Consider the following 14,470-nt stretch of genomic DNA (forward strand, 5'->3'; position numbering starts at 1 on the left):
CGCGGTACATCGTGTAGGACGACGTGCCCGGGGCCGTCGTCAACTGCCAGGGCTCATCTTTGGTCCCGAGGGTCATGCGCGGTCCTTTCGCGCGTGGGGCGTCACCCTACGGCTGACGAGTCCCGGACGCCTCTGCGGCCACGTCAGCCGCGTGGGCGTCGCGTCCGTAGCGCTGCACGAGCATCGAGGCGAGCAGGCCCAGGACGAGGAAGGCGACGGCCACCCACAGCGTGACGACGGTGGCGTCCGCAAAGCCGTGGGCCAGGGCGTCCCCGACGGGCAACCGCCACTCGCCGAGCGTGTTGTAGCCCTTGCCCGAGCGCAGCAACGGGATCAGCGCTCCGACGCTGTCGATCGTGGCGGAGACGACCTGGTCCGGGACGTTGGCCGGCAGGCCCGGGATCTCGGCGAGGCGGACGGGCAGCATGACCCCGAGACCGATCGCCAGGGTCGTCCCGGCCAACGCCGAACCCAAGGCCGAGCCGACCTGCCGGACGGTGCTCTGCGCCGCGGACGCCGCGCCCGACATCGCCTGGGGCACGGCGACCATGACGGTCGAGGTCAGCTGGGCCGCCGCGAGCCCCAGACCGAGCCCATACACGGCCATCGTGGCGGCGATGAGGGCAGCCGGCGTGGACGGGGTGAGGACGAGCGCCGTGGCAGCGACTCCAACGACCTCCAGCACCAAGCCCAGCACCACGACCGAGGCGGCGCCGAGCGCCGCGGCCAGGTGCCGCGCTGCCGCACCTGACGCGAAGGCGCCGATGGCCATCGCGGCCAACACCCAACCGGCGGCCAGCACGTCCAGCCCCGCGACGAAGATCAGGAACAGGGGCATCACGAACACCAGGGCGAACTCGCCGACGGCCACCATCGCGGCGGCGACGTTGCCCCACGTGAAGGTGGGCAGGGCGAACAGCCCCAGGTCCAGGATGACCCCGCGCCCCGCCCGTGCCCGGTTTCGCTGGACGACGATGAACGCCACCAGCATGACGAGACCAAGCCCCAGCGCGACCGGGACCGGCGACACCGCAGCGGTCTCGGGCCAGGTCAGGGGGCCCAGGACGAAGACGTCCTTCGGACGCCACCAGCCCAGGTCAGTGCCCTCGATGAGCCCGAACACCAGCAGGCTCAGGGCGCCTGCGCTCAGGACCAGTCCGGCCAGGTCGAAGCCGACCCGCTGAACTCCCCGATTCTCCGGGATCCACAGCGCGCCCAGCACCAGCACCACCAGGCCCACCGGGACGTTGACGAAGAAGACCCAGCGCCAGTCGGCGTACTGGGTCAGCGCCGCGCCGAGCAGCGGCCCGATCGCGGCGGTGCCCGACATGACGGCGCCCCAGATCCCGAACGCGGCCGCGCGATCGCGTCCACGGAAGAGGACGTTGATGGTCGACACGGTGGTCGGCATGATCAGGGCCCCGCCGACGCCCTGGACCGCGCGGGACGCGATCAGCAGTCCGGCGTCCGCGGCGACCCCGGCCAGGACGCTGCCCACGATGAACACACCGACGCCGATCAGGAACTGCAGGCGGCGTCCGATGCGGTCACTGAGCCAGCCCGCGCTCAACAGCAGCCCGGCGAAGATCATCGAGTACACCGAGTTGACCCACACCGACTCGGCAATGCCGAGGTGCAGATCGAAGATGATCGTCGGCAGCGCGATGCCGACGATGGTGCCGTCGAGGACGATCATGGCCAGCCCGGCGGCCAGCACCGCGAGTGCGCGCCAAGGCGACGTGCCTGGTCGGACGCCGTCGGCTCGGCTTGGCATGGGTGAGGTGCTCATCGAAACCTTCTTAGAGACATTGTGTCCCTAAAAGGTAGTCCGCGGCGTCTGAGCGAGGCAAGGCGAGCCGATCAACCGAACGGTTGACCCGAGGACGCCTCCGCCTCGAATCCCCGCTGCTCGAGGAGGGCGTCGAAGCCGTCGTCCACGCCCAGGATCACCCAGCCCTCGCCGGAGCCGAGCACCGGTAAGGCCGGGCCTGCGGCGTCCGCCCGCAGGCCGGACGCGACCGCGTCACGGTCGCCCGGATCGGCGAACCGCAGCACGAGCACGTCGGCATCGCCGACCCGACCCTCGACGGCCAGGACGCCGTCCGCGTCGCTCAGGACGTCGCCCCACTCGACGTCGGACAGGTCCACGGCGAGGTCAGTCCGTGCCGAGGTCGAAGGAGCCGTCGGCCTGGGCAACCTCGATCTCGGGGTCGACCTTCTCCATCTGGTCGGTGAGGTAACGCTTGGCGAGGCCGGCCTCCAGCGGGCCGACGAGCTTGGCAACAGTGCCGCCGACGAGGCCGAGGGCGCTGTACTGCTCAAGTCGCGTGCGGGTGTCGGCGATGTCGAGGTTCCGCATGGTCAGCTGACCGATCCGGTCGACCGGGCCGAAGGCGGCGTCGTCGACGCGCTCCATCGACAACTTCTCGGGGTGGTAGCTGAGCTGCGGGCCCTCGGTGTCGAGGACCGTGTAATCCCAGCCACGGCGCAGCCGGACCGTCACGGTGCCCGTGACCGCCGAGCCCACCCAGGTCTGGATCGACGTGCGGATCATCAGCGCCTGCGGGTCGAGCCAGCGGCCCTCGTACAACAGGCGACCGAGCTTGCGGCCCTCGTTGTGGTAGCTGGCGACCGTGTCCTCGTTGTGGATCGCGTTGACCAGCCGCTCGTAGCCGATGTGCAGCAGCGCCATGCCGGGCGCCTCGTAGATGCCGCGGCTCTTGGCCTCGATGATGCGGTTCTCGATCTGGTCGGTCATGCCGAGCCCGTGGCGTCCGCCGATCTCGTTGGCCTTGCGCACCAGAGCGACCGGGTCGAGGCGTTCGCCGTTGATCGCGACCGGCCAGCCCTGCTCGAACGTGATCGACACGATCTCGGGGTCGATCTGGACGCCGTCGCGCCAGTGCGCGACGCCCATGATCGGCTCGACGATGTCCATCGACTCGTTCAGGTGCTCCAGGGTCTTGGCCTCGTGCGTGGCGCCCCAGATGTTGGCGTCCGTCGAATACGCCTTCTCGACCGAGTCGCGGTAGGGCAGGTTGCGCTCCTTCAGCCAGACGCTCATCTCGTGGCGTCCGCCCAACTCGTTGACGAAGTCGGAATCGAGCCAGGGCTTGTAGATGCGCAACTCGGGGTTGGCGAGCAGCCCGTAGCGGTAGAACCGTTCGATGTCGTTGCCCTTGTACGTGGAGCCGTCGCCCCACACGTTGACGCCGTCGGCGAACATGGCGTTGACGAGCATGGTGCCGGTCACCGCGCGTCCCAGCGGGGTGGTGTTGAAGTACGGCAGGCCCGCGGAGCGGATGTGGAAGGCGCCGCAGCTCAGCGCCACCAGTCCCTCATGGACCAGGTTCTCGGTGCAGTCGACCAGGCGAGCGATCTCGGCGCCGTACTCCGTTGCCCGTCCCGGCACCGAGTCGATGTCGGGCTCGTCGTACTGGCCGATGTCCGCGGTGTACGTGCACGGGATCGCGCCCTTCTCGCGCATCCAGGCGACGGCCACCGAGGTGTCCAGACCACCAGAGAATGCGAGACCGACCTTCTCCCCGACCGGGAGCTTCATGAGGACTTTGGGCATGGCGTCGATCCTATCGACGCTGCGGACGCCGACGCGCCCGGTCTCGCGCGGGTCGGGTCAGTTGGTGGAGCGCGCGGACAGCAACTGCTCGCAGGCACGCCCCACCTGCGCGGCGGCCCGGCGGACCGGACGCCCTAAGGTCGGGTCGGACGCCGCGGAGCGCCAGAGCGCCAGCTCGGCTAGCAGGTCGGCCGGGTGCCAGGAATCGAGGTAGGCATTCGGGTTGTAGGCCGCCTCCAACAGGTCGACGGCGACCCGCCGCCGGTCCGAGTTGAGGCCGGACACCGGCCGGGCCAGCAGGGTGCGTGCGTCCACGGGACGGTCGCCCGCCGGAGCCGGGCGCGGCGTGGGAGCGGCCGCCTGGCCCTGGGCCTGACCCTTGGCGGACCGGAGCCGATCTAGAGCCTCCGCCACGGCCTCGGCGGCGGCAAGCTGCTGGTCAGGTGGGGCGTCCGCGCTGGCGTCCAGTTGGGCCTGGAGGTCCTTGAGTTGGGCGGTGACGGCCTCGTCGTCCCAGGCCACCAGGCGCTCGTGGGCGATGGCCGCGCGCACGTCATCGAGCGATGGCATCGCGTCGTCGCGCACTGGTCCTCCGCAGGCTGGCATCATCGTGGTTCACGCCCGGACGAAAGCCGGGGCAGGACCGTTAAGAGATCCCCGCCAGCGTTGTCAGAACCAGCACGCCAGGAGCAATCACACCTTGTTCGGACCAGCCGCCAACGTTGCCGTCGACCTTCGGGGCGCCGGGCTCCGTTTGGCGACGCGCGAGATGGGGACCGTCCGTTGCTGGAGCGTCCCGGCCGCCGCCACCTGGCGCGATGGAGCCGTCGTGCTGGCCAGGAGGCGGCCGACCTGCTTCGAGAGGAGCCCGGGGCCGGCTGGGACCGCCTGACGCTGCGCATCGGCGATGCCGTGCCCGTCCTGCTCGGCGGCACCGCGCACAGCGCCACCGAGCTGGTCGCGCGCATCCTGACGGGCGCGCTGCCGTCCACGACCGACCGGGTCATCCTCGTCACCCCGCCGCGGTGGTCGCCCGCCGTGCTGCAGGAGTTCACCGATGCCCTGGCCACGGCGGGAGCGCCGAGCGTCGAGGTGGCCGAGCACGCGGCGGTGCTGGCTGCGCTCAGTGCAGGCGAGCCCGCCGGCGGCGTCCTGGTCATCAACCTCGGGCCTGAGGCGTCCACCGCGACCCTCCTGGACGCACCGCAGGGCCGGACGATCGGCCAGTTCCCTTTCCAGCTCACCACCGACGACCTCGTCGACCACACGACGGAGATCGCCCGGAGAGAGGCCGAAACCGCAGCCGGACGCCGGCTCACCGACTCCGAGGCGCGCGGCCTCGCCGCCGGCTGCGAGGCCGCGCCCGTGCTGCTACCCCGGGCCCAGCGCCTCGACGTTCAACTGCCCGGACTGTCAGCCGTCCGGATCAGCCGGGCTCAGCTCGACCGGCCCGTCGCTCGGGTGGCGAACTCGGCCGCCGAGGGCCTCTTGACAGCGCTCGAAGCCCAGGGTGCGGCGCTCCCCCGGTCCGTGCTGGTCGAGGGCTGCGGCCCGTCCTCGCCCATCATCAGTGCCTTGTCAGCGAGGTTCGGGGAGGCAGTCTCGTCGGCCCCGGAGGCGGCCGTGGCGGTGCTCAAGCCCCTGGCGGCGTCCGGGCCGGCGGTCGCGTCCGGGGACGAACCTCACGACGCCTGGGCTTTCGCGGTACCGCCCCCGGCCAACCGCCCGCCCCTGGCGGCACCGGCGCGGGAGCCGCCGATCGCCCCTCGTCACGGCGTCCCCGCTCTCGGCCGCCAACGCCCCATCGCCACCGCGGCCGTAGCGGTGGCCGCCGACCTGGGAGCGGTTCTCTTGAGCGAGTCGCCGCCTCCGGCAGCGCGTCCACCCATCGAGGCGCCGGAGACGCAGGAGCCGCACAGCGCACCAGAAGCGCTCCCCTTCAGCGAGCCCTAGCACCCGGCGACCCACGCCCTCTTTGCCGTGTCCGCAGTGCAGCCAGCCAGCACCCCCGAACCGATTCCGTACACGGACTCCCCGCCCGCGCGGCCCGAGGCTGATCCAGGGTCGCTCCGTCGCCGAGGTGCGGCCGCGGCGGCGGCCGTCCTCGCCCTGGCGGCGGTGGGGGTAGGGGCAGGCCCGGCCATGATCGCTTCTCTGCGCGCCAACTCCAGTGCCGGAAACGCCACCGTGGCACTCGCCCAACCGGCTGAGAGCCCGTCTGTGAGCAGGCCCGCTGCGCAGACCGCTACGCCCATGGCGTCCCCTGGGCCGAGCGCCTCCCCGACGCACACGCCGAGCCCGAGCCCGACGGTCTCGACGACCCACGCGGCCGCCACCACCGAGGCGACGACCAAAGTGACGACCAAGGCACCCGTGCGGATGACTCCCCCGGTCCAGGCCGCGACGACGACCACCACCACGACGGCGGCCGCGCCGGCTACCTCGACGACGGCTCCGGCACCGCCCGCAACGACAGCGACGCCGTAGCCCCGAGGGCCACGGCGCCGCCGCGAGATTCGCTCAGTCGCGCGTGGAGTGCCGGTTGATGGCGCTGACCACGGCGCGCATGGACGCCGTCACGATCGACTGGGACATGCCCACGCCCCACAGGACCTCGGCGTGCTCGGGATCGCCGACCTCGCACTCGACGTACGCCGCAGCCGTGGCATCGCCGCCCTTGCTGAGCGCGTGCTCGGTGTAGTCGAGCACCCGGACCTCGAACCCGGCCGAGCCCAGGGCGTCCACGAAGGCCGACAGGGGACCGTTGCCCTCCCCCGAGACCGTGCGCTCGACACCGTCGATCGCGACCACGGCGTCCACGGTGTAACCCTCGTCGACGGACGCCGACGTGTACTTCACCAGCTTGAGAGGGGTCGTGTGGGTCAGGTACTCGTCGTTGAAGATCTGCCAGATCGTGTCGGAACTGACCTCACCACCGGCGGAGTCCGTGTGGCGCTGGACGACGCGGCTGAACTCGATCTGCAGCCGGCGCGGCAGGTCCATGTTGTGGTCGGTCTTCATGATGTAGGCCATGCCGCCCTTGCCGGACTGGCTGTTGACCCGGATCACGGCCTCGTAGGTGCGGCCCACATCATGCGGATCGATCGGCAGGTACGGGGCCTCCCACGCGATGTCGTGCATGGACTTGCCCTCGGCTTTGGCCTTCTTCTCGAGCGACTCCAGGCCCTTCTTGATGGCGTCCTGATGCGACCCCGAGAAGGCGGTGTAGACGAGGTCGCCGGCGTAGGGGTGGCGCGGGTGGACCGGCAGTCCGGTGCAGTACTCGACCACGCGGCGGACTTCGTCGATGTTGCTGAAGTCGAGCTGCGGATCAATCCCCTGGCTGAACAGGTTCATCGCCAGCGTCACCAGGTCGGCGTTGCCGGTCCGCTCGCCGTGGCCGAACAGGCAGCCCTCGACCCGATCGGCGCCGGCCATCAGGCCCAGCTCAACCGCGGCCACGGCCGTCCCGCGGTCGTTGTGCGGGTGCAACGAGATGCACACGTTGTCGCGGTTGCGGATGTGGCGTCCGAAGTACTCGATCTGGTCGGCGTGGGTGTTGGGCGTCGACATCTCAACGGTGGCCGGCAGGTTGAGGATGATCTCGCGGTCCGGACCGGGCTGCCAGATGTCCATGACGGCGTTGCAGACCTCGATGGCGAAGTCCGTGGGCGTCTGGGTGAAGATTTCGGGGCTGTACTGGAAGCCGAACGCCGTCTCGCCCAGGTACTGCTCGGCGTACTTCATGACCAGCTCGGTGCCCCGGCGCGCCATCGCGATGCACTGGGCCTCGTCCATGCCGAACACCACGCGCCGGAACATCTCGGCCGTCGCGTTGTACATGTGGATGTTGGCCCGCTTGGCCCCGACCAGCGACTCGGCTGTGCGCGAGATCAGGTCCTCGCGCGCCTGGGTCAGCACGGTGATCTGGACGTCGTCCGGGATGCGGCCCTCGTCGATCAGCTTCCGGACGAACTCGAAGTCCGTCTGGGACGCCGACGGGAAGCCGATCTCGATCTCCTTGAACCCCATGCCGACCAGCAGGTTGAACAGCTTGAGCTTGCGGGCCGGCGTCATGGGATCGATCAGCGCCTGGTTGCCGTCGCGCAGATCGGTCGAAAGCCAGCGCGGTGCCTGGGTGACCTTCTTGGACGGCCACGTGCGATCGGGCAGTTCGATGGGGTTGAAGGGGTGGTAGCGATGGTGCGGCATCGGGCTGGGCTGCTGCAGGTTGGCGCGGCCCTGGATCCGGGTGCCGAAGGGGCTCGTGCTCGCGACAGTGTCGGTCATGGTGTCTTCCTCGATTGATGGCTGATCCGACGCCAGGCGTGGCGAAACTCCGCAACGAGGAAGCCTGACCGGCTGCCCACGAGGGACGCCCTAGGCCTCGCTGCGGCGTCCAAGAAGCAGGCACGCCCTAGCCATGGCGAGCACTATACACACGGCCGCTCAGGCGGCCGCATGGGCGTCCACCATCGCAGCCAGCATGCGATCCACCGCCTCGCCGCCCCTCGTGAGCAAGGTGGTCGCCTCGGGCGTCGACAGACTGCGCCGCACCGCCAGGGAGCACAGTTCGCGCATCACCAGCGACCGGAAACGCAGGAACACCCCGAAGCTTTCGACCAGGTCGCCGCCGTGGGCCGCAGACATGGCCCCGACAACGCGGGCCGCGGTCTCGGCGTCCGACAGGGCCGCGTCCTGGGCATCGGGGGTCGCGGCGTCCAAGTAACCGACCAGTCCCTGGACCATGGCGCGACTCTGCTCGCGCAAGGTCTCCCGATTCTCGTCGGCCACGCCTCTTAGCCAGGAGCAGTTCCCGGACGCCGACCGCGCGTGCCTGCGGATCACCTTGACCAGGCGCTCGGAGGACTCCCCCAAGGCAGCCAGCCGCACCGGGGTCTGGGACGACATCCGCAGCAGGGCCCGCAAGGTCGACAGGGCGAACCTGCGATGCCCACCCGGGGTGGTGAACGCCTCGATCTCGCCTGCGACGCTCCAGCGCCGCAGGGTCGCGGGCGAGACACCCAGCATCGCGCTGGCGTCGTGGACCGAGAGCCACACCTCGCTGTCCGGGGTGGGCACCCGCGCGGTGGCTGTGCGCACGACTACCCTCCCGGCTTGTCGAGGTGGCTGTTGGTCGGGCCCAGAATGTCCCCCTGGTGGCACTGATCGCAGTACGAGGGCTGATGGCAGACCGCGCAGGCCGTGGTGGCGCCGGCGTCCCGTACGGACTGGGCGTGGTTGTAGAGCATCTGGTAGTGATCGACCTCGATCGCACCGCTGTCGTGGCAGGTCGAGCAGTACGACGGCGTGTGGCAGGAGCCGCAGCTGGTGCCGGTCGGGTTGACGCCGCCGGCCACGTTGCGGTGGTTGAAGACCCACAGGGTGTCGTTGTGGTCGGCCGGTTTCTCGCCCACCGGGACCGCCGACGTCGGGCCGAACTGCGTCGCGCCCTGCGGGATGAAGTTGCCGCTGGCGATCTGGGGGAACGTGTGACAGGTGTTGCACGTGGACGGGATCGCGTCCTTGGTGACCTGGTTCCCGACCACCTTGAAGTGCGCTCCGTCATGGCAGCGGAAGCAGTCTGGCGCGTTCTGGTGGCCGAGGTTGTCGGCGTACGTCATGTCGCCGGTGTTCATGTGCGGCGTCGCGATCAGGCTGTAGAGCTTGTTCAGTTCCTGGCTGGCCGCGCTGATCTCTTTGGCCTTGGCCGTCGCGACGGGCGGATACGCCTGCGCGTACTGGACGCCCAAGCCGTTGATCGCGGTCTGAGCGGCCTCGGCGGACGCGTAGGGCCGGGTCAGCAGTGCGACCGCGCTGCGCTTGACGTAGGGCAGGCTGGGATCGATCGCTCCCGCCACCATGGACTCGTCAACGGCCTTGGACACCGACGGCACCGAGTGCCCGACCCGGTTGTGGCCGTCAGTGCAGTCCATCGTCCGCACCTGTCCCGCGGCCTTGAGCCGCTGGACCTCGTTGCCGGCGTCGTTCGACTGCCGGATCTTGGCGAGGCTGATGTACGTGACGTGCTCGCCGGTCTTCGGGTCGCCAGCGGGTGGCAGGCCTGGCAGGTCACCGTGGTCGAAGGCAGCTTCGAGTGCTCGATCGCGGGGATCGGCCGCGGGTAGGTGTTGGTGATCAGGGCAAACAGCTCGTGGGTGCCCTCCAGCTTCGCCTTGACGAAGCCGTAGACGCCGGGGGCCACGTGGCAGGACCCGCACTCGACCTCGGAGTGAGTGGACGCCGCATGCGCCTTCTTCTGCGGCTCCATCGTGTGGCAGAGCTGGGTGCAGAAGGCCGTGCTCCCGGAGTACTCGACCACGTGCACCCCGGCCAGGGTCACGGCAGCACCCACCGCCAGGACGGCCAGGATCAGGAAGATCGCGCCGCGCTTCGTGTCGGGACGCGGAATCGGGATGCGGTCCAGCAACCGGCGGAGGCGTCCGCGGGGCTTTGGGGGTGGTGGCGGACACCGACGGCTCCGCGACACCGTTGTCGGAGACGTCAGGGGCATCCGGGGAGTCGGGATCATCGTTCATGACGCCACCAGCTTGTTGAGGATGGATTCCATCATCGACGGCGACAGGGCGCCGAGGCGGATGTCGCGGACGACGCCGTTGGCGTCGATGAAGAAGTGCGAGGGAATCGCGGAGACCGCGTAGTCGTCCGCGATGGCGGACTCTGGGTCGGCGCCGATCGGGTACATCAGCCCGATCCGCTGGGCGTACGCCTTCACGGCGGCGTTGTCCTCGGAGATGTTGACCCCCAAGACGACAACGCCCTTGCTTTCGAACGCCTTGGCTGCGGCGTTGATGTCGGGGACCTCGGCCTGGCAGCCGGAGCACCAGCTGGCGCCAAACGTCACCCAGACGGCCTTGCCCTTGAGTCCCGACAGCGACACCGACTTGCCGTCATAGGTCGTAATGGTGAAGTCCTGCGCCGGCTTGCCCACTTCCGGAGGGGCCACCTTGGAGATCCCCGGCATCTTGACGACGGTCCCGCCGGCGGTCTGCGCGGCAGCGTTCTTGGCATTGCCCTGGTTGACCAGCCACACGCCCCCGGCGACCACCGCGGCGGTGATCAGCAGGACCACCAGGGTGCCGAGCTTGGACGACCTGATGCGCTCCCGGGCCCCAGCAGGAGCGTCCGACAGCACATCCACCGGCGCCAGCCGGACAGGACGGGCCGGCTCATCGACGTCGTCGTCGAGGAACTCGTCGAACGACTCGTCCACGTGGTCTGACATGTTCGTTCCCTTCCCGTGCCGGGCCACCGGGGCCCGGCGTGAGGCGTCCGGCTAGCGACCGGTGCCGTAACTGTGCAGGCCGCCGAAGAAGGCGTTGCCGACGAAGGTCAGGATGACCGAGGCAAAGGCGACGAGCAGCAGGTAGGCGGCGCCACGTCCGACCCAGCCGCGAGCGACGCGTGCGTGCAGGTAGCCGCCGTAGATGAGCCACGTGACCAGGGACGCCGTCTCCTTGGGATCCCAGCTCCAGTAGCTGCCCCACGCGATCTCGGCCCAGACGGCGCCCAGGACGATCACCATGGTGAGCAGGGGGTAGCCGATGACGACCGCGCGGTAGCCGAGCCGGTCGAGGACGTCCTCCTTGGGCAGGACGTGACCGAAGCGCTCCGGCCAGTACGAGACGAGCAGGTAGAGGCCCGCGGCGGCGGCGGAGACCGCGAAGGCGCCGTAGGCGAACACGGCGACGATGATGTGCGTGGTCAGCAGCAGGCTGTTCTGCAGGGCCGGAACCAGCGGATCGGCCGTCGTGGCCCACGACAGCGCATACAGCAGGGCGCCGGCCGTGATGGGCAACATCAGCAGGGCGAGGGTGCGGGCCCGGTACCGCCATTCAAAGAAGAGGTACATCGCGAGGAAGCCCCACGCGGTGGACGTCGCGAACTCATGCTGGGTGACGAACGGTCCGTGGCCGGTGACGATCGTGCGCAGCACCAGGGCGACGGTGAGGAACCCGAGGGCGAGCCAAGCGAGCAACGATCCGTACCGAGCCAGGCTGCCAGCGGCGGGTCCGGACGGGGCCACCTGCGTGCTGGCCACCGGGGTCTCGGTCAGGGACTCAAGATCATCGAGGTGATCTCCGGTGGTGCCTACCAGCACCTTGGTGCGGCGCTGCACTCCGGACGCCGCCATGATCTCTTGGTGGCCCCTGACGACGGCCCAGATGTAACAGACGCTGGCCAGGGCGGTGGCGACCAGCGCCGCGACGATCGCGTACTGGGAGTAGACAAGCATGGCGGTTGCTCCTTCGCTTGACGGTGGCTAGGTGGCTAGGACTCGGTGGACTGAATGCGGGCGACGATGTCGTTGAACCGCGGCTCGAAGGCCGGGTCCCTCTTGATCGGCGAGCCGACCTGGATGCTGCTGCCCTTCGCGGTGGGGCGGACCCGCACCCAGACGCGGCGGTGGGGAAGGAAGAACGTGAGGTAGCTGCCCAGGATCAGCAGGATGCTGCCCAGCCAGACGATCCACGATCCGGGGTCGCGCGTGATGGCGAGGCCTGTGTACTGGCGATTCCGGTCGAACGTGTAGGTGATGCCGTCGATGGTGGCCGACTTGCCCTGACTGACCACCTGCACCTGGGGATCGGTGACGCCGGTCTTGTGCACCTCGAGGGCCACTGACCCGGCCGGCAGGTCCGCGAGCTTCGCCCCGGACGCCGCCTGGATGACGTAGACGGACACACCGGCCGACTGGATGGCGAACTGCCCAATCGACCGCTGGCCGTCGTCGGAGGTCCACTGAAGCGGAACGGTGTCGGTGAAGATGGTCTGACCGTCCTTCGTCGCCGTGACGTCAGCGCCCACCCCGAAGAACGCCTGATGGAACCAAACGCCGTCCACGATCAGCGGCGTGTTGACCCGGGTCTCCTGCCGGGCCACTTGGACGCCCCCCTTGGTCACGACGAGATCGGACACGTAGTCCTTCGGCGAGCCGTTGTCGTAGTAGCTGTCCTGGAACGACATCGCCGTCACGGTCAGCCCGGTGTCGTGCCCCACGGCCACGGGGACGCCGATCGGCGCGATGACCTGGTTGTCTTTGAAACCGGAGGTCCCGGAGACGACGAACCCGGCCAGGATGATCAAGAAGCTGAGGTGGGCCACCACCGTGCCGAAGGGGCCCCAGCGGAACTTGTCCGCGTACACATCCGCACCTGGACTTCTTGCTGCCGTCGAGCACCCGGAAGTGCTCCTGAGCGAAGCCGGCCTTGACCCGCTCCACCGCAGCATCGACGCCCACCGGCAGGACGAACTCGGCCTTCAGCGGCGCCGCAGCGAAGAACGCGTCGTTCATCGACGTGCGGGGCTTGGTGGCCACCCGCCACAGGCGAGGGGCGCGGTTCACCGAGCAGGCGAGGATGCTCACGGCCAAGGTGGCGAACAGTGCCCGGAAATACCAGGCGGAGAACACGTGGAAGAGGCCGAGCGCGTCAAAGACCGTGGCCCAGCCGCCGAACTTCTGCCTCGGACCCGCCTCAAACCACTGCTGGTAGGCCACGGGGTCCGCGAGCACCTCCTCGGACACCTGACCGATGACCGTGCCGATGAGGGTGAGCAGGCCGAGGATCAGGATGATGAACAGGCCCGTCCGCATCGCGATGAAGAAGCCCCACACCCGGCCGAGGATGCTCACGCCCTCGGCGCTCGGGCGCCGCCCACCGTCGAGGACGTCGACAGCGTCGACATGCCCCGGAACGCTACCGGTGACTTCGGCGCCATCCTTCACAGGTGTGGTCATCACGCAACTACTTTCAGACGGTTTCAGACGGGGAACTGCGGGAAGAACTGGGAGAGCCTGACGAGCAGGTTGGTGATCATCAGGAAGCCGACGATCATCAGCAGCACGCCGGTTACGACGGAGACGACGGCCTCGTGCGCGGTGAACCAGGCGAGACGACGTCGGACGGCGTCCGCCCCCAGTGCCACGAGCACGAAGGGCAGGCCGAGCCCGAGCGCGAAGACCAGCAGCAGCAGGGTGCCCTGGGCGAAGCTGGACCGAAGGGACGCCATCCCGATGATCGCGCCCAGTGTTGGGCCGACGCACGGCGTCCAGCCCGCCGCGAATACCACGCCGAACAGCAGCGAGCGGCCGAGGCTCGGCCCCTGCTGCGCCACCGTGCCGTCCGCGCGGCGCTTGACGAGGCGTCCGGCGTCGAGGCCCATCGAGCGGCCCAGGACCGGGATGGAGATGAGCCCTGCGACGTGCAAGCCCATGATGATCAGGACCGCTCCCCCGATCTGGCGAAGCAGCGCCGCCTGGTCGCGCAGGGCGTAGCCGACGAGGCCGAGCGAGGCCCAGAGTGCAACGAAGACGACCGTGAAGCCGGCGACGAAGGCCAGGGACTGCCGCAACGCGACCGAGCGAGCGGCCCGACCCGGGGTGGGGTGGGCACCGACGACGTAGCTCACCCAGACCGGGACCATGGGCAGGCAGCAGGGCGACGCGAACGACGCCACCCCCGCGATGAACGCGACTGCCAGCCCGACCTCGATCATGGGATCACTTGCTCGGCGTCGCTGATGGAGCGGGCGAAGCGGTGGACTTGATGGATCCGACCTGCTGCTGGACGGTCTTGGCCAGCGTGGAGTTCGGGGCCAGCTCGACGACCTTGTCCCACTGCTCCTTCATCTGCGCGCTGCGGCCCGTCGTCATGTAGATGAAGCCCAAGTCGTAGCGCAGCTCGGGGTTGTTCGGATGCGCGGCCACGCCAGCGGCCCAGTACTTTTCGGCGTTCGTCATGTCGCTCTGGTAGAAAGCACAGGCCCCAGCACCGATGGAGCAATGATCAGAACCTGTGGATGGTCCTCGGCCGGGTGACGTGAAGGAGCGCACCTTCCCGAGGATGATCTGAAGTCCAAGTAGCTCTGATC

14 protein-coding genes and 3 pseudogenes are annotated in these 14,470 nt (G+C 69.3%); 2 read left to right on the top strand and 15 right to left on the bottom strand.

Annotation, left to right across the window (positions count from 1 at the left end; translation table 11 throughout):
* Positions 1–25: 25 nt before the first annotated feature.
* From FN821_RS15055 to FN821_RS10015, 5 genes and pseudogenes are all read right to left on the bottom strand, one after another.
* Positions 26–76: pseudogene (locus FN821_RS15055) on the bottom strand (hypothetical protein); the annotation flags it as partial.
* Between the two features lie 30 nt (positions 77–106).
* Positions 107–1,789, bottom strand: coding sequence for an MFS transporter (locus FN821_RS10000; protein WP_131172406.1), 1,683 nt, complete (start codon positions 1,787–1,789; stop codon positions 107–109).
* A gap of 71 nt (positions 1,790–1,860) precedes the next feature.
* Positions 1,861–2,148, bottom strand: coding sequence for a hypothetical protein (locus FN821_RS10005; protein ID WP_131172405.1), 288 nt, complete (start codon positions 2,146–2,148; stop codon positions 1,861–1,863).
* Positions 2,149–2,155: 7 nt separating this feature from the next.
* Positions 2,156–3,577, bottom strand: a complete 1,422-nt coding sequence (gene argG, locus FN821_RS10010) for an argininosuccinate synthase (RefSeq protein WP_131172404.1) — start codon at positions 3,575–3,577, stop codon at positions 2,156–2,158.
* Positions 3,578–3,634: 57 nt separating this feature from the next.
* Positions 3,635–4,147: a hypothetical protein gene (locus FN821_RS10015; RefSeq protein ID WP_131172403.1), complete on the bottom strand. Its 513-nt coding sequence runs from the start codon at positions 4,145–4,147 to the stop codon at positions 3,635–3,637.
* Positions 4,148–4,360: 213 nt separating this feature from the next.
* On the opposite strand from FN821_RS10015, the gene FN821_RS10020 reads away from it, so the two are divergent.
* Entirely contained in the window at positions 4,361–5,530 is a 1,170-nt protein-coding gene (locus tag FN821_RS10020) for a hypothetical protein (protein ID WP_131172402.1), read from the top strand.
* A 267-nt stretch (positions 5,531–5,797) separates the two neighbouring features.
* Entirely contained in the window at positions 5,798–6,064 is a 267-nt protein-coding gene (locus tag FN821_RS10025) for a hypothetical protein (protein WP_131172401.1), read from the top strand.
* A 33-nt stretch (positions 6,065–6,097) separates the two neighbouring features.
* Here the strand turns inward: FN821_RS10025 and leuA are convergent, their stop codons facing one another.
* The 10 genes and pseudogenes from leuA to FN821_RS10075 all read right to left on the bottom strand — a co-directional run bounded on the left by leuA (position 6,098) and on the right by FN821_RS10075 (position 14,339).
* Positions 6,098–7,867: a 2-isopropylmalate synthase gene (gene leuA / locus FN821_RS10030; RefSeq protein ID WP_131172400.1), complete on the bottom strand. Its 1,770-nt coding sequence runs from the start codon at positions 7,865–7,867 to the stop codon at positions 6,098–6,100.
* Between the two features lie 159 nt (positions 7,868–8,026).
* The gene (locus tag FN821_RS10035) at positions 8,027–8,680 is read right to left on the bottom strand and encodes a MerR family transcriptional regulator (RefSeq protein WP_131172399.1); all 654 of its coding nucleotides are present in this window, start codon (positions 8,678–8,680) and stop codon (positions 8,027–8,029) included.
* Between the two features lie 2 nt (positions 8,681–8,682).
* On the bottom strand, positions 8,683–9,513 hold the full coding sequence (locus FN821_RS14715) for a hypothetical protein (protein WP_241660192.1): 831 nt from the start codon (positions 9,511–9,513) through the stop codon (positions 8,683–8,685).
* A gap of 197 nt (positions 9,514–9,710) precedes the next feature.
* Positions 9,711–10,109: pseudogene (locus tag FN821_RS15060) on the bottom strand (NapC/NirT family cytochrome c); the annotation flags it as partial.
* Positions 10,110–10,112: 3 nt separating this feature from the next.
* Complete coding sequence (locus FN821_RS10050) at positions 10,113–10,823, bottom strand: TlpA family protein disulfide reductase (RefSeq protein WP_131172397.1); 711 nt, start codon at positions 10,821–10,823, stop codon at positions 10,113–10,115.
* 51 nt (positions 10,824–10,874) lie between these two features.
* Positions 10,875–11,834 carry a c-type cytochrome biogenesis protein CcsB gene (gene ccsB, locus FN821_RS10055; RefSeq protein ID WP_131172396.1) on the bottom strand — a complete coding sequence of 320 codons (960 nt, stop codon included), beginning with the start codon at positions 11,832–11,834 and terminating at the stop codon, positions 10,875–10,877.
* 35 nt (positions 11,835–11,869) lie between these two features.
* Positions 11,870–12,829 carry a cytochrome c biogenesis ResB family protein gene (locus FN821_RS10060; RefSeq protein WP_131172395.1) on the bottom strand — a complete coding sequence of 320 codons (960 nt, stop codon included), beginning with the start codon at positions 12,827–12,829 and terminating at the stop codon, positions 11,870–11,872.
* Positions 12,783–13,337: pseudogene (locus tag FN821_RS15065) on the bottom strand (cytochrome c biogenesis ResB family protein); the annotation flags it as partial. The gene FN821_RS10060 and the pseudogene FN821_RS15065, both read right to left, overlap by 47 nt.
* Before the next feature lie 23 nt (positions 13,338–13,360).
* Positions 13,361–14,095, bottom strand: a complete 735-nt coding sequence (locus FN821_RS10070; RefSeq protein ID WP_180319759.1) for a cytochrome c biogenesis CcdA family protein — start codon at positions 14,093–14,095, stop codon at positions 13,361–13,363.
* A gap of 4 nt (positions 14,096–14,099) precedes the next feature.
* On the bottom strand, positions 14,100–14,339 hold the full coding sequence (locus FN821_RS10075) for a tetratricopeptide repeat protein (protein WP_131172393.1): 240 nt from the start codon (positions 14,337–14,339) through the stop codon (positions 14,100–14,102).
* Positions 14,340–14,470: the final 131 nt, after the last annotated feature.

Origin of the sequence: Propioniciclava tarda, assembly GCF_900182665.1 — a bacterium.
GTDB lineage: Bacteria > Actinomycetota > Actinomycetes > Propionibacteriales > Propionibacteriaceae > Propioniciclava > Propioniciclava tarda.